Annotated in this window: 16 protein-coding genes and 1 tRNA gene; 8 read left to right on the top strand and 9 right to left on the bottom strand. The window is 42.1% G+C overall.

The genetic code is table 11. The annotated features are described in order from the left end of the window. Positions 1–900 precede the first annotated feature (900 nt). Together proB and D0907_RS15240 are read left to right on the top strand one after the other, a co-directional pair. Positions 901–2,007, top strand: a complete 1,107-nt coding sequence (proB, locus tag D0907_RS15245) for a glutamate 5-kinase (RefSeq protein WP_036973345.1) — start codon at positions 901–903, stop codon at positions 2,005–2,007. Beyond that, positions 2,004–3,251 carry a glutamate-5-semialdehyde dehydrogenase gene (locus tag D0907_RS15240; RefSeq protein WP_036973344.1) on the top strand — a complete coding sequence of 416 codons (1,248 nt, stop codon included), beginning with the start codon at positions 2,004–2,006 and terminating at the stop codon, positions 3,249–3,251. Before proB ends, D0907_RS15240 begins: the two co-directional genes overlap by 4 nt. A 155-nt stretch (positions 3,252–3,406) precedes the next feature. Here the strand turns inward: D0907_RS15240 and D0907_RS15235 are convergent. Next, positions 3,407–3,482 (bottom strand) — tRNA-Ala (locus D0907_RS15235). Between the two features lie 165 nt (positions 3,483–3,647). On the opposite strand from D0907_RS15235, the gene D0907_RS15230 reads away from it, so the two are divergent. Then, a complete protein-coding gene (locus D0907_RS15230; protein ID WP_036973343.1) occupies positions 3,648–4,034 on the top strand; it encodes a hypothetical protein in 387 nt (128 codons plus the stop codon). Beyond that, positions 4,035–4,535, top strand: coding sequence for a prolyl-tRNA synthetase associated domain-containing protein (locus D0907_RS15225; RefSeq protein WP_036973342.1), 501 nt, complete (start codon positions 4,035–4,037; stop codon positions 4,533–4,535). On the opposite strand, the gene D0907_RS15220 is transcribed toward D0907_RS15225, so the two are convergent. After that, positions 4,502–5,638, bottom strand: coding sequence for an MFS transporter (locus D0907_RS15220; protein WP_036973341.1), 1,137 nt, complete (start codon positions 5,636–5,638; stop codon positions 4,502–4,504). The genes D0907_RS15225 and D0907_RS15220 overlap by 34 nt on opposite strands. Positions 5,639–5,871: 233 nt before the next feature. Here D0907_RS15220 and D0907_RS15215 point away from each other — a divergent pair, with 233 nt between their 5' ends. The 4 genes from D0907_RS15215 (at position 5,872) to D0907_RS15200 (ending at position 8,944) form a co-directional block, all read left to right on the top strand. Further along, positions 5,872–6,411 (top strand): DUF2058 domain-containing protein, encoded by a 540-nt coding sequence (locus D0907_RS15215; protein WP_036973340.1) that lies wholly within the window; start codon positions 5,872–5,874, stop codon positions 6,409–6,411. Between the two features lie 127 nt (positions 6,412–6,538). After that, positions 6,539–6,862, top strand: coding sequence for a c-type cytochrome (locus tag D0907_RS15210; protein WP_036973339.1), 324 nt, complete (start codon positions 6,539–6,541; stop codon positions 6,860–6,862). Between the two features lie 129 nt (positions 6,863–6,991). Further along, positions 6,992–7,759, top strand: coding sequence for a class II aldolase/adducin family protein (locus tag D0907_RS15205; protein ID WP_036973338.1), 768 nt, complete (start codon positions 6,992–6,994; stop codon positions 7,757–7,759). A gap of 9 nt (positions 7,760–7,768) precedes the next feature. Continuing rightward, positions 7,769–8,944 (top strand): mandelate racemase/muconate lactonizing enzyme family protein, encoded by a 1,176-nt coding sequence (locus D0907_RS15200; protein ID WP_036973337.1) that lies wholly within the window; start codon positions 7,769–7,771, stop codon positions 8,942–8,944. 64 nt (positions 8,945–9,008) lie between these two features. Here D0907_RS15200 and D0907_RS15195 read toward each other — a convergent pair whose 3' ends face one another. The 7 genes from D0907_RS15195 to D0907_RS15165 form a co-directional block, all read right to left on the bottom strand. Continuing rightward, positions 9,009–9,383 (bottom strand): hypothetical protein, encoded by a 375-nt coding sequence (locus D0907_RS15195; RefSeq protein ID WP_118844714.1) that lies wholly within the window; start codon positions 9,381–9,383, stop codon positions 9,009–9,011. An 8-nt stretch (positions 9,384–9,391) separates the two neighbouring features. After that, entirely contained in the window at positions 9,392–10,939 is a 1,548-nt protein-coding gene (locus D0907_RS15190; RefSeq protein WP_118844713.1) for a S41 family peptidase, read from the bottom strand. A gap of 46 nt (positions 10,940–10,985) precedes the next feature. After that, a complete protein-coding gene (locus tag D0907_RS15185; protein ID WP_118844712.1) occupies positions 10,986–11,828 on the bottom strand; it encodes an amidohydrolase family protein in 843 nt (280 codons plus the stop codon). Beyond that, positions 11,825–12,550, bottom strand: a complete 726-nt coding sequence (locus D0907_RS15180) for an SDR family NAD(P)-dependent oxidoreductase (protein ID WP_065979386.1) — start codon at positions 12,548–12,550, stop codon at positions 11,825–11,827. Before D0907_RS15180 ends, D0907_RS15185 begins: the two co-directional genes overlap by 4 nt. A 9-nt stretch (positions 12,551–12,559) precedes the next feature. Beyond that, positions 12,560–13,048: an FKBP-type peptidyl-prolyl cis-trans isomerase gene (locus tag D0907_RS15175; protein WP_036973331.1), complete on the bottom strand. Its 489-nt coding sequence runs from the start codon at positions 13,046–13,048 to the stop codon at positions 12,560–12,562. Between the two features lie 64 nt (positions 13,049–13,112). Next, a complete protein-coding gene (locus D0907_RS15170) occupies positions 13,113–14,612 on the bottom strand; it encodes a transglycosylase SLT domain-containing protein (RefSeq protein WP_178387099.1) in 1,500 nt (499 codons plus the stop codon). Between the two features lie 28 nt (positions 14,613–14,640). Continuing rightward, positions 14,641–15,642, bottom strand: coding sequence for an MBL fold metallo-hydrolase (locus tag D0907_RS15165; protein WP_118844711.1), 1,002 nt, complete (start codon positions 15,640–15,642; stop codon positions 14,641–14,643). Between the last annotated feature and the right edge of the window lie 60 nt (positions 15,643–15,702).

Below are 15,702 nucleotides of genomic sequence, written 5' to 3'. Positions count from 1 at the left end.
ACTACTATTTAAAAACACCAACGAGATAGGTAATCGCGTTTGAAAACGATAAACAGTCGTTAACTTTTAAATAAAATTGCTTACCTATTAAAGCCTACTCACCGTCATAGACACAAGCAAACTTGTTGCTTCACATACGATTTTAGTCGTTATTACTACTTTTTGGGCTGCTTTCGACAACAAAATCCTTAAAAGTTGATAAAAAATCATTAATTGATAAATGCTAGGTCTTAACTTTTTGTTATTTGAGCTCTATTTTTCAAGGTTATGGTAAGTATAAAAGGTATGATTGCTTTTCAGACTTGATCTTACCCCCATGTTTACCGTATTATATTTCGTGTTCAAACAATTTGATATCTAAATGATTGGTAACGAAAACCCTTTCTACTTAGAGCTTAAGCTCTATTTAATCAATTGTTTGGCGAGCTAAGTGTGTATTTTACACTTTGTTTTCTAATTAAATAGAAATGAGCTTGGTCCTATTCAGTGTGTATTTATTACGTGTTGAATAGAATATAAGTTCATTGTCTGGTCAATGTTTAGTTCCCATCGTGGCTGCTAAATCTCGGTCATACAGTCTACACCCTATCTGTTGGTGTACCAGACTGTATAGGCTCTATGTATGTTGTTATTAATAAAAGCCGCACACAGCTTTTTACAGCGATACATAAACAACACTTATCTTTTTATAACAACTTATGGTTTATAACCGTTTGGTCTACTGACTGAATAAAAGTTGTGCTATATCTAATCGCATTACTTGCGTGGCTTAGCTGTGTGCTCAGATAAGTGGTTTGACAGATTAATTATGATCAGTGCGTTTAGCTCGGCTAAACGTGAGTCTTTTAATCAGTGGCATTTTGACACTGAACAGATAGTAAAATGGAAAGTTGAACAGTTATGCAAAAGTTTAAATGGCAACGTATAGTACTAAAAGTTGGTAGCGCCTTAATCGCACCTGATCAAGATGGGTGTCGTTCTCGCTATTTACTGACCATTGCACAGTTCATCGTTCGTTGTCGAGCGCAAGGTATCGAAGTTATTTTAGTATCGTCAGGTTCGGTGGCTGCTGGTTCGCATTTATTCCCAGAGCAAGAGCAACGCTCTGTGACGATGAAAAAGGCAATGGCAGCGGCTGGCCAAACAGAAATGATGGCCATGTGGGATCGCTTTTTTGATTTCCCATCGGCGCAAATTTTATTAACGCATGGTGATTTGCGAGACCGTGAACGCTATACAAGTATTAGAGAAACAGTATTTACTTTACTTGAGCACGGTGTATTGCCCATCATTAATGAAAATGACACGGTAACAACCGACGATTTAAAAGTAGGTGATAACGATAACTTATCAGCCATGGTTGCGGCTGCGGCAGATGCGGATGCCTTGATGATTTTCTCAGATGTCGATGGTTTATATGACAAGAACCCTAATTTACATGAGGACGCTGTCTTATTACCTGAAATCGAAAGCATCGATGAATCAATTTATGCTATGGCTGGGTGTGCAACCAGTGCTGTAGGTACTGGCGGTATGAAAACGAAAATAGAAGCAGCAGAAAAAGCGACTTCACATGGTATCACCACCTATATTTTAAACGGGTTTAAAGAAGAAACATTTAACCGTTTATTAGCAGGTGATAATCCAGGCACTATTTTCACCCCATACGAAAAACCAATGCAAGAAGCGGTGCATTGGATGACTCACACTGCCAATGAGCAAGGTGAAGTTGTGGTTGAAGGTTCAATTAATGAATCATCAAACCGAGAAAATGGGTGTATTCGCAGTGATGAAATTCTTGCGGTACACGGAGAATTTGGCGTAGGCGATACTATTTTAGTACGCAGTGACGATGGTACGCGCCTAGCAAAAGCAACAGCGAATTACAGTAGCTGTTTATTAAGTTTTATAGCTGACAACGAGCAAAGTGAATTTAGCGAGAAAATGCAGGATTCAATTGGCCCCGTTGTTTCAGAGAAAGATATCGCATTATTGGAGAAGTCATGAGTTTAATTACGGATATTTCGAGCCAAGCAGCACACGCTGCTACCCAGCTAGCCTTACTGGATACAGCCACTAAAAATCAGGTTTTAACTGAGATGGCACAGGCACTTCGTGAAAGTAAAGCGTTCATTATCAAAGAAAATGAAAGCGATTTAGCTGCGGCGCGTGATAATAATCTCCCTGGGTCAATGATTGATCGCTTAACGTTAAATGATGAGCGTATCGAAGCCATGGCTGAAGGGATTGAGGTAATTGTTAGCCTTGACGATCCTGTGGGTCAACTACGTGAAATTACTGAGCGCCCGAATGGCATTAAGATCAGTAAAATGCGTGTGCCTTTAGGTGTGGTGTGTATGATTTACGAAGCGCGTCCTAATGTAACAGCGGATGCGGGTGCATTGTGTTTCAAATCAGGTAACGGTGTCATATTACGCGGTGGTAAAGAAGCGCTTAAAAGCTCGCAAGCGATTGCCAGTGTGATGCACAAAGTATTAGAAAAGCATGGCCTGCCAACAGCGTTAATTTCGGTGATTCCAGACCCAGACCGCGGTTTACTCATGGAGCTGATGCAGCAACGTGACACCATTGACTTAATCATTCCACGTGGTGGTGAAGGCCTAATTAACTTTGTAACAGAAAACAGTACGATTCCTGTTATTCAGCATTTTAAAGGCGTATGTCATCTTTATGTAGATAAAGACGCCGACTTAAATGTGGCTATTAATCTATTACTTAACGGTAAAACGCAGCGTACAGGCGTGTGTAATGCACTTGAAGGTTTAGTTGTTCACCAAGATATCGCTGATGAGTTTTTAAACTTATGTGCAGTGGTACTGCGTCAAGAAGGCGTAAAAGTGAATGCAGACGCAATAGCCGCAGCGTATTTTGACAACGCGACTGTACTGGGCGACGATGAGTTTGGTGAAGAGTACCTCGATTTAGAAATCGCGATTAAAGTTGTTCCTGATTTCGCGGGTGCGATTGACCACATTGCTAAATTCGGTTCTAACCACACAGAAGTGATCTGTACAAAAGACCAAGCTGCTGCGCAGTTATTCCAACGTAGTGTAGATGCTTCAGTGGTTATGGTTAATGCATCGTCTCGTTTTTCTGACGGCTCGCAATTAGGTTTAGGTGCAGAGATTGGTATTGCAACAACCAAGCTGCATGCTTATGGCCCAATGGGCTTAGAGTCACTCACGACAGAAAAATACCTAGTGAACGGCGAAGGTCAAATTCGCGAGTAATTATTTACAAAATAAAACATGAAAATGCCGGGCTCTGCTCGGCTTTTTTTTATGTGAATAAAATTAAGACGGCAAAAAATAACGGATAAACTAGATAATTTTTTTAGATAAGTTTGATATTAAATTTGGCAGAGTGCCTAAGAAAAGTAGGAAGGTGGTGGAGCTAAGCAGGATCGAACTGCTGACCTCCTGCGTGCAAGGCAGGCGCTCTCCCAGCTGAGCTATAGCCCCACATTCCTAAATACAGGATGCTTAAGTCTTACGTCTTAAGCGGGGTGAACTTTAATTATTTTTACATTCGCGGTCAAGTGTTTTTTAAAAAATGATCGAATTTTTACCCTCCGCTTTTATTTTTGATAGACTAGGTCGCATCTACTGTTCAAGGCTTATCCAATAATGAAAAAAATAGCATCGCTTTTGGTTGTTTTATTAGCTGGTTGCGCAAGCCAAGGGGACGCCCCTCCTTTTGAAATTAATAACAAACAGTTTTATGGAAAAAATGATGAGCAGGGAAATAAAATTTTTGCTTATGTTGTGTCAGTAAAAGCGCAAGGCCGAAAGCCTATTAATTTAGATAAGCCGATGACGCGTCGACAATTTAAAGATTTTGCCGAGCAAGAGTACTTTGAAGAGTCGAGCAACTTAAAATTACTCTTAGAAGATCAAGCTGTTGAATTATTAAATGAAGAACTCAAAGAGCGTTCGTATTGCGACGACAAACATGTAATTGACGAAGTATTATGGCGTGATTTGAGTGTGCAATTACGAGGACGTTGTTTGTAAATGTATGCCGATAAAACCAAGCTGGCAGCGGCACTTGCTCAGCTCGCTATTGAATACGAAGAAATAGAACACCCACCATTACATGGCAGCCTCGATGCTGATACGTTTATGGTTGATAGGCCTGGTACGCGACTGAAAAACTTATTTCTGCGTGATAACGAAGGTAAACGTCATTTTTTGGTGATAACAGCCCACGACAAACAGCTTGATTTAAAAGCGATTGCAAAGCAGCAAGGACTTTCGCGGATAGGTTTTGCCTCAGATGAGCGACTTGCACGTTATTTAAAAGTGCCGCCTGGCTGTGTGTCTATGCTGGCACTTTTAAACGACAAACAAAATAATGTCACGTTGTGGCTTGATCAAGAAATCTGGTTTAATGCGCTTTTTCATTGCCATCCGTTTGAGAACACCGCGACTTGGTTAATGAAAAAAGACGACTTAGAACGCTTCTTTGCCAGTACAGGGCATCAGCCTCGAGTCGTATTCCTTCCTGCTAAATAAACCAACGCGAGCCCTATTAAACATACCAGCAGCAGTACTGCCATAAAGGCAACTTGACCATGTTGCTGGTATATCAGCCCCGGTAACAGCGAACCAAGTGCACCACCACTGTAATAAAACGATACATAGCCGCCATTCGTCACACTGGCAGGGGCGGTGCTAATTTTATTAACCAATGGTGCGGCACTTGAATGAATCACAAACATAGCGCCACAAAAACCTGTAAATGCGATGACAAATAACAGCAGCTGTTGACTCATCAACAGCAACATTGTGAGGCTATAAAATAAAAATACCCCAGTGAGCAAGCGCCAAGGAGATGAAGACTTTCTCAGTAACCAAGGGGTGGCTATTGACGCAAGTGCACCGACTAAGTAGCCAGTATAAACAAGTCCGATTTCGCGCGTGTTAGTAATGGCAAAGCTATCTTGCAGAATAAAGGGCAAATAATTTAACAGCGCTGCAAAGCAAAAGAACATACAAAAAACCGCCCCATAGAGCTTCAAAACTAATGGGCTTTTTAATTGCTTTAAATATAAAAGGGGTGATTGTGGGGTATGAATTGCGGTTGTCTTTTGGGGTTTAGGGATAGCGAAGGCAAGACAGACTAAGCCAATCGCTATCACATAGTAAAAGCTTTGCCAGCTTAAAAAATCAGTAAATAAGGCCGCTAACATACGACCAAAATAACCACCAACAATCGTACTACCAATATACAAGGTCATATTACGCTGTAGTAGGTCGGCTTGGTAAGTGACACCAATATAACTGGTCATCGCGGTGAGTGCGGCTGGCAGCGTAATACCTTGAATAAAACGTATCAAAAGTAACACGTTAAAGCTCGGCGCAAAGGTAAAAATAACGCAGCTAATAGCCAGTATAACCATAGCGATTTTTAAAATAACCAGCGGGTTACGCTTTGCTAAAAATAACCCATACACTAATGGAGCGATTGCTAGCGGGAGCATTGTGGCTGTCATTAAACTGCCGGCGGCGGCTGGCGACACAGAAAAATGGCGAGCAAATAATCCAAGTAGGGGCTGGGGTGCGTATAAAACAAAGAAAATAAATACAGAGCAAAGTAACAAATGTCGCAGCTGCATTTTTAGCTCCGTGAAGAAAAAGTATTAGCTTATAGAGTGCGAGTAATTTTACAAGTATCATAATGATTAAAGTAAGAAATATTGCGTTAAATCAAAGTGTCATGATTTCATCGCGTGTTAATCTGCGTGTAATAATATAAATAGCAAAGATTCAAATGGGTTCAGTACTGTTATTTGTTTGCATAGCTGATTAAAATAGCCCTTATACGCATTTTAATTATTGGAATTTAGTGATGGGTTCATTACAAGATCAGCTACTTAAAGCTGGGCTCACTACCTCGCACCAAGCGAAAGTAGCTAAAACTGAAAAACGTAAGCAGCAAAAGAAAAAAAAGAAAGGGGCTACCAGTAACCCAAGTGATTTGCAAAAGCACATTGAGCAAACCAAGCTCGAGCAGCAGAAAAAAGCAGATGAACTAAATAAAGCGCGTTTGGAAGAGCAAAAACAACGTGAGCAAGTTGCTCGCGTTAAGCAAATTTTAGAGCATAATAATCAGGATGAGATCCGTGGCGATCGCACCTTTAATTTCACTTATGAAAATAAAGTGAAAGAGCTCGACGTAAATGAAAAAACACAAAAAGCGTTAGCGGGTGGTCGCTTAGCAATTTGTGTTTTAGAAGGCCAATTTTTTGTTCTGGAAGATGAACCAGCTCGAAAAGTCGCTGAAGTTAGCGAAGAATATATAGTGTTCCATGTCGAACCTGAAGATAAGCAAAAGGATGAAGACGATCCCTATGCTGATTTTGAAGTGCCTGATGATTTAATATGGTAACCCGCATAACTGCATAGCATTTAGGTTGCTGTAACAATTTTTCGGGGGCAATTTGGGTGCAATATTGTTAAATCATGGTCTACACTAAAGAAAATGTTTTCTAACCCGTTAAAAAGAGAAGATACAAATGAGCAAGATAACTAAAATTCTATGTGGGGCTGGCCTTGCAATGGCTGCAAGCCTATCTTTCAATACAATGGCTGCTGATGGCGCAACGCTATACACAGCAAAACTTTGCCAAACGTGCCACGGTGCAGAAGGTAAAGCACCCATTATGCCGCTATACCCTAAGCTAAATGGTCAAAATAAAGAATACTTACTTGCACAAATGAAAGACATTAAGTCTGGTGCACGTAATAACGGTATGGCTTCTGCGATGAAAGCAATGGTTGCGAACGTATCTGAAGAAGAAATGGCAGCAATTGCAGATTATTTATCACAAGTTAAATAATCCGCTACATTTAATAAAAAAGGCCACATCAATTGATGTGGCCTTTTTGTATCAGCTATTGATCATCGGTTAATAGTAATTTAGACTTCTATACATCTATTTATGCTTGTCGCATATACAAGGTTTTCCATGTTTGACTTACCAAAACTCGATTTAAAAAATAAAGTATCTGAACAAGAATGGCAGCTTCGCGTAGATTTGGCTGCATGCTATCGTTTGGTCGAGCATTTTCGTTGGGGTGATTTAATTTATACCCATTTATCTGCACGCTTACCGGGCACAAATCAGTATTTGGTCAATGCATTTGGTTTAAGCTTTGATGAAGTAACCGCGTCAAACTTAGTGAAGGTTGATTTAGAAGGGAATATTCTCGACGATACACCGTTTAAAATTAACCCTGCAGGTTTCACTATTCACAGTGCTATTCACGAAGTACGCGATGATGCGCATTGTGTTATCCACCTTCATACCAAAGAGACTATTGCAGTAGCAACGCAAGAAAAAGGTTTACAACCGTTAAGCCAATACTCGATGTTTTCATTGCCGTCACTGTCATACCATGGCTATGAAGGCTTAGCCGTGAACAAGGATGAAAAAAAACGTTTACAAGATGATTTAGGCACTACAAATCATATGCTTTTAGTAAATCATGGCGGTCTAACTGTGGGTCCAACGGTGGGGGATGCATTTATGCGCTTCTATGATTTACAGCGCGCCTGTGAAATTCAATTGGCGATTCAAGCCAGTGGTCAAACAGCTATTCCGGTGCCTCAACCTATTATCGATAATATTTATAATCAAGCGAATGTCGTGCATAGCGGCAGTACTGGAGGCCAATTAGCGTGGCCTGCGATGCTGCGTAAGGCTTATCGCCTTGATCCTAGTTTTGCTCAGTAAGGAGTAACCATGAAAGTTAATCGCGTCGAAGTGTTCGATATTCATTGTCCAGACAGACCTGCTTGGACACCTGTGTTTGTGCGTATTCATACAGATGAAGGTATTAGTGGCGTTGGTGAAGCCGGGCTTGCTTATGACTTAGGTCACAGTGCAGCCGCTGCGATGATCAAAGAAATGGCTGACGCTTTTTTAATAGGCCATGATCCGTTTCAAACTGAAAAGCTATGGTCACGAATGCTACGCGAGAGCTTTTGGGGATTAGGCGGAGGACCAGTGGTCTACGCTGCGATGAGTGCGATTGATACTGCACTGTGGGACATCAAAGGGAAAGCATTAGGTTTACCTGTTTATCAATTGCTAGGGGGTAAAGTTAACGACAAACTTCGTACTTACGCATCGCAATTACAGTTTGACTGGGACAGCGAGTTTAAAGCACTTATTCATCCAGAAGAATATGCAGAAGCGGCATTAAAAGCGATTGCTGAAGGTTACGATGCAGTGAAAGTTGACCCTATCCAATACGATAAGCACGGCAATACTTATTATGACCGCACTAATATTATTTCTCGTGGTGAAATGAAGTTATACCGCGCGCGTATGCAGGCTATTCGTGAAGCGGTGGGTGATGAAGTTGATATTATTTTTGAATGTCATAGTTTGCCAGGGGCAACATCTGCAATTCAAATTGGTGAAATCGCCGAAGAATTCGATTGCATGTATTATGAAGAGCCAGTGAACTACCTAAACCATTCATTGCATGCCAAAGTCGCTGATAAAGTTGCAGTGCCCATAGCCGGTGGCGAGCGCTTGTATAATCGTTGGGGTGTACGTCCTTATCTTGAAGATCAAAGCATTGATGTGCTTCAGCCAGATCTTGGTTTATGTGGCGGTTTCACCGAGACGAAAAAGGTCTGTGATTACGCTGATATTTTTGATGTGCGTATTCAAGCGCATGTATGTGGCGGTCCAGTTGCAACAGCGGCATCGTTGCATTTAGAAACAGCCATTCCTAACTTCTTAATTCATGAGCATCACACTTACGCGATTAAAAAGTGGAATCGTGAGTTATGTATTCAAGACCCACAACCTAAAAATGGCTTTTTCCAAGTATCCGAAGAACCCGGCATTGGTATTGAATTAAACGATGATGTTGTGATGCGTTCGCAACGTGTCGAAATAAAATAAATAGATTCAGCAATAAAAAAGCCCGTAAGGGCTTTTTTTATAGGTGTTTAGGTATATGTGAGGCTTAGTTAACCGCTTTACACTTTACCAGCGGCAGTGGCTCTGTTGCTTTGCTGTCTAAATGACGAACAAAGCACATTTTATCTTTAATGAGTAATTCAAAGCGATCGGGCATAGAAAGCTGCTTTCCCATGATTGGATTGCCTTGCGCATCTGTGATGCCCATGCTGTCAGTAACGAGGATACTGCTATTGATAAAGGCATCATCGGCGACTGCAATAGGCTGACTGTGCATTAATCTGGCAATACCTTGTGCAATCAAGGTGCTTTGCGGTGTTGTTAACACCGCATGTTGTAGCTTAGGAGTCGGCTCTTGGCTTTGTGCACTACACCCAAGCAAAGTCACAAAGTATATTGCTGTGACTACTTTAAAGTTCATACACGCCTCTAATTCTCAAGTATTTTGTTTTGCTCAATAAGCGTTGTTGCTCGGTTGTCCTGTACTTTTGGTGTATCAGTGAACAGCGCTGGTGCAAAACCCTGTTTGCTGGTCATTGAGCTTGCTACAGGGCATGTGCCAGTCGCTCTGTATGCCAGTGCAGCACTAAGTAATGCTTCATTTTCGTCGCCTAGCTGATGGCTAAAATCATCGGCGACTGCACAACCTGGGACTCGCACGGGTTGAAACTCACTGCCAGTGCTGTTTTGGGGGGCAAAACCATCGGCATATTCACCAAAGCCTTTATTGTTAACCCCTGTAAATTGAATGCTGAAGTAGGTCGTATCACAGTTATCGGTTGGATAAAAACCATAGGGTTTACCACAGGTATTTTCCCCTATTTGAATGACTTCAATATTAGCCCCTCTTAAGCCATTAATTACGGCTTCACTGGCTGAACATGTACTGCCTGTTGTTAACACAAAAACACGTTTTAGGTCTAAACTAGGCAATGGTGTGCCAGGGTTGATTGCTGGGTTTTCTGCAAATCCGACAAATTCATCGGTAAACGGCACGGGCTCCAAACGCTCCCCAGTGATTGGGTTAAAGGTTGGGTGTTGATCGTTAAAGATAGTCTTTTCGAAAATTTTGCCGTCAGTATTTTCGGCACCTGCAATCATATAAGCAACTTGACTTGCCATCTGTAGGAAACCGCCGGGGTTGTATCGCATGTCGATAATCAGGTCTTTCACATTACGTGCTGCTAATGTATTAAAAGCATCAAATAAGGGCTTTTCTGCAATCGCATTGTGGCGATTAAATTGGAAGTAACCGACTTCTCCATTTGCGAATGTTTTAATATTGCCTACAGCTTGTCCCGTAATAGTTTGGGCTGTCATGGTGACTTCGCGGGTTTCACTGGTGTTGATATCTTTAAACACAAAGGTCGTTACTTTCCCGGATTCAGACGGAAAAAGACCCGCATTGAGTACGTCGACTTCAGCTTGGGTGCTGGCATTTACAAAGTCTACACCATCCACTTCTAACACTTCAAAACCACGCGCTAGGTTTTGTGCTGCCGCGGGTGAGTTGGGTTCGGTATAAGTTATAATGGCTTGACGTGGGGCGCTGGCACTTATTAAACGTATTTTAAAGCCATAGCCAAAGGTTTGTCCCGACTGGCTTTGTGCTCGCCATTCATCGGTGGGTAAACTGGAATGAAAGTTGTCTTTTTTAGCCCCTGAATCCGTGGTGTTTTCGGTTTTTAGTAACGCAAAATAATTGAGAACCCCATCAGTGAGAGCTGGATCACGGTCTATTATTTCATCGTACCAAAGGTATGTTTCATGGCTCCATGAACGCAGCCAGTGCTTTTCATTGAGTGCCTGACATTGTTGATCAAACTTACTCGATGGCTCAAACACACCTTGTGTCCACGTAATGGTGGCTGGGTCTAGATTGCCTGAATCGGAGTTGTCACTCCCACTGCCGCCACACCCAACAAGACTAAATACGCACGCACCTAAAATGGCCGCTTCTTTTGAAAAAATAAACATAACCACTAACCTAAACCGCTTTTATTTAACTAAATATAGCTAGTTTTTAATCAATTTGATAGATTTCGTGGGCGTTTTTGTAGCTTAGACGATGCCATACGCTGTGCTGGTTACACAATGAAAAGTAATGCTGCCAGCATGTCTCGTAGTGTGTCTTTATTTGGCAAACAGGAAAATTACTGGCAAACATAATACGCTGCTCGCCAAAGTATTGCAGCAGTGTATCAAGCAGCCATTGGTGCTTACTTGCAGCCAGTTTGCTGAACTCTAAGCCTGAGAACTTAATCGCAATATTATCACAGCGGCTTAATTTAATAACCGCGTTTAGCCATTGTTGTTCATCGCATATAAAGCCTAAATGGTTAATTACGACTCGTAATGAGGGAAGGGCATGGCAGTATTTTATGAGCTGCTCGGTAATGTGTAGGTTTTCAATTTCAAACTGTGCTTCAAATCGCAAGTTTTGCGCAGCAAGATAGGCTAAGTTTTCAAGGCAATTAGGTGCGAGTAAACGAGTCGCATCTTTACCTTCAGTAATATCGCGAATACCCACAAGGTGTGAATGTGTTAATGCCGAAAGCGCCAGACTAAATTCGCTCAAGGTAGCGTCTATTCGACTATAACTAATGGCTTTGTATTTGTAGCCGTTTAAATGCTGTGCTAGCCAGTTGAGCTCTTTAATAGGGTCATTATTATCGTACCCTGCCTCAATATGAACAAGTGCTTCTAATTGAAATGGGCATGCTGATTTTAGTTGCGCCATGCTAATAGGAGCTTTGATCTTATCGAGGTGAGGCCACGCAGGTGGTTTCTCGCCTTGCAACCAAGTGTATTGACCCTCAGTGAGGTTAAAAAAATGCACATGGGGGTCAATAATCTTGTCGCTCATTGCGTGGTATACCCACCATCAATACTGTGTAGGCTACCAGTGATAAAGCTTGCCTCAGGGCTAACTAAAAAATTAACCAATGCAGCCACTTCCTCTGGTTGACCTAAGCGCCCTAATGGCTGTAATGCAGCTTCTTCTGCGACGACGGCAGTTTTATCGGCGCCGCTTCGCTTGCAGTAAGCGTCAATTGCATTATGAAATAAAGGTGTTTCAATGGTGCCTGGGCAAATAGCGTTAGCGCGAATGTTAAATGCGGCATAATCCAGAGCGGTTGTTTTTGCCATTGAAGCAAGTGCATGCTTTGTTAAGTTGTAAGCAAAAGAATTGGGCTTACCAATAAGCGCTTGATCAGAGGCAATTAAAACAATACTACCTTGCCGTTTTGCTTTCATGCTGGGTAAAACTGCTTGAATTGCCGCATACGCGCCTTTTACGTTGAGCGCAAAAAGAGCATCAAACGTTGCCTCGTCAGTATCTTCAATGGTGGCACTTAAATGACGACCAGCATTAGAAATAAGCGCATCGATACGGCCTGTTTCTTGTGCTATATCAGCAATAACCGCTTTTACCTGCTCAACATTACTGACATCACAGTAGCGGTAGCGACCTTCTGATGGTGTAATATCAAGGTTATACACGATGTATGCTTCGCGCGCTAAGCGCTCAACAATGGCCTTACCTATCCCTTTACTGCCACCTGTGACAATTGCAACGTTTGTCATTATTTACCCTTAGTGGCTATGACCACAACCGCCTTCACCATGTACGTGACCGTGCGCTAATTCTTCACGTGTCGCTTCACGGACGTTGAGTACTTCAACGTCAAAAGTCAGTGTTTTACCTGCAAATGGGTGGTTTAAGTCACAATCTGCATTGAAACGACCTACTTTTACAATCGTCACTTGATGACGGCCTTGGTTTGAGTGAACAATCGCAGTCATACCCGGTTTCCACACTTTAGTGTTACCTTGTAAGTGCTTAAGTGGAATACGCTGAATAAGGTCATCAACACGCTCACCATAAGACTCGCTTGGCTCAAGTGTTACACTAAAGCTATCGCCAGCGCTTTTACCTTCAAGGGCTTTTTCAAGACCCGGTAGCATGCCTTCTGTACCATGGATATATGAAAGTGGCTCGCCATCTTTGCTTGATTCAATTTGCTCGCCTGCTTCACTTAATGTGTAGTGGAACTCAACGGCAGTGTCTTTGCTGATTTGCATGTTTTTTCTCTTGTAAACTTAGAATATAAACACTGATTTTACGCTAACCACAATGACACAGCAATCAAGGCTTTTTCAAAGAGCTTTCAATACCCGACAGCATAGCCTCGCTGGCGGATGTTTGAGGGGCTGGTGGCTTTGCTTGAGGGATATGCAAAGTTAGTATGGTGCCTGGTTTTAGTAGGCTAGACGCGCTGAGTTTATTCCAAATAGCCACGTCTTTATGAGGGACATCAAAAAGCTGACTAATGCTCCAAATAGAATCCCCCGGCTTTACTTGATAATCGACAGCAACAGTTGAAACAACGTCTTCTTGTTGCTCTAAATACGGGCTGATATTGTAATCAACTATTAACGATCCAGGCATCGTTTGAGGTTTACTTAGGCGCAATTGCTCACCCACTTTAATGAGATTCGAGGTTTTATTATTGAGCATTTTTAATTGGCTTATAGGCATATTAAAACGTCTTGCGATGCGATAAAGCGTATCGTCCTTTTGAACGGTGTACTCGCCAATAAAGTTATTACGAAATAGCTTACTCTGTAATAAAGTTCGCTGCTCTATTGGTAATATCAGCGTGTGGGGGCCATTAGGAGAGCTTTGATTCTTTAAATAGCCAGGGTTTAGTTTATGTAATTGGTTACGCCCAATCCCAGATAAACTCGCAATTACCGAAAAATCAAATTGCTGGCCGACATTAAACTCCGTTGTGAGCGGTTTATTAGCGAGTTTTGGGCGTTTTAGGCCTTTTTCAGGGTGTCTGATTAAGTGGCTGAGTGCTAATAATTTAGGGATATATTCAGCGGTTTCTTTTGGTAATGACAGCGACCAGTAATCGGTTTTCTTACCGAGTTTTTTATTCTTCTCGATGGCTTTCTTAACACGCCCTTCACCACTGTTATAGGCCGCGATTGCGTGTAACCAATCGCCATCAAAGCGTTTGTGCAAATAACTGAGGTACGCTAAGGCAGCATCGGTTGAGGCGAGAATATCTTGGCGGCCGTCATACCATTGGTCGCTCTGCACGCCAAAGTGATAGGCAGTTGCCCCAACTAACTGCCATATCCCCACAGCTTGCTCTGATGATTGAATAGTGGGTCTAAAGTCACTCTCTACGAAGGGGAGTAATGCAAGCTCCATCGGTAAATTCTGTTTTTCGACGCGTTTGACGATATGGTAAAGATACGGTGCAGCGCGTCGGTTCACTTTTTCAAGGTAGGCTGGTTGCTTTAAGTACCACTTTATCCGAGCTGTCGTATGCTTATTGGTTTGAAATACCAACGATAGATTATTTGCAATGTGTTGCCACAAATCAGCCGCTCGCGGTTTAGCGAGTGGCGTATCTTTATAAGGTTGAAGTTTTACAGGTTCAGCAGTCTTATCGGCTGTAGCAACAGGTTGCTCAGTCGGCTGTGTTTGTAAGCTTAAATCAGGCTTGAAATGGCTAAAAATCTCTGGCCGAGCCTGTTGCTCTTGTTGTGTATCTTGCTGAGTTGTTTGGCATCCTTGTAGGCCAATAAAAAAACTCAGCAATAGTAAATATTTCAAACGCATTAAAGCCATGTAATAAAATCCCTTTACTATTTTAGCGCTATTTTGACGATTTGGCCTGCTTAAGTCCAGCTTCTAGAAACATGACGAAAGCGCGTTGACCGACTTCATCAAGGTGATAGTCTTGTTTTATTTGCTCAGGAAACAGGGGAATTAACTCAGCAATAGGCTTCTCGGGCTGTGCATTTGCAAGTGTCAAAATAGCAGATAAAAATGTTTTCGGCTGATTAAGTTCTGCAGGAGTTAGTTGTGCACCATGACCCGGTAAAATTGTTGTGATAGCACTATTTTGTTGAATCTCAGTTAACGCTGCGAGCCAATTATCTATTTGCCCATGCCCTGGGTAAGGTAACCAATCGGTTATATCTCCACCAAGTAATACCCGGCCATGATCGGCTGTTAATACTAAGTCGCCATGCGTGTGTGCTTGATACGGCATAACAGTAATCGGGTAATCACCAAGGTCGAGATGCGTTTCTTTAGCAACACGGATAGCGGGGGGATTGAGTGTTAATTCGCGCCAACGAAATAGGCGTTGTTTAGCAAGTGATAGTTTTTCTCGCCAAACAGCTTGTTGTTCTTGTGGTTGGCTTGCTAAACGTTGATAACTTAGTTCTATGCTTTTTTCATAGCCATCAAGTTTATCGCTTAAGGCTTTTTGATAGTGTGTAAATTCATTCGCTAGTTGCTGATGAACAATCAATTTTGCATCAGGGAACGTGGCTTGTAACACTGCAAGACCCAGCAAGTGGTCATCATGATAATGACTCGCAACCAAGTAGCATAAAGGTGTTTTTAAGCGCTTTTTCAAACGCTGTGCGAGTTGCTCAACCGCGGCAAAATCACCGCTGGCATCAAACATAAGTGCACACGTTTTACCTTCAATAAGGACCTGGTTTGAATCGTAAAAGCGCAGCGATGCCTGTTGTTGTAAAAATTGAATCTCAGGGCTGATAGTCTGCCATGTAACCTTGGCTTTAGATGAGAAACTTGCTGTTAGTAGCGCTAAAAAAGCCCACATTGATAAAGCATATATGCGCATTCTAATTTGCTCGGTTATTATTCAGGTTGAGCATTGTAAACAAAAAAAGCGCAAGATGCG

This window comes from Pseudoalteromonas lipolytica, from assembly GCF_003515105.1.
Lineage (GTDB): Bacteria > Pseudomonadota > Gammaproteobacteria > Enterobacterales > Alteromonadaceae > Pseudoalteromonas > Pseudoalteromonas lipolytica.
This window is presented reverse-complemented; position numbering and strand designations above follow the sequence as displayed.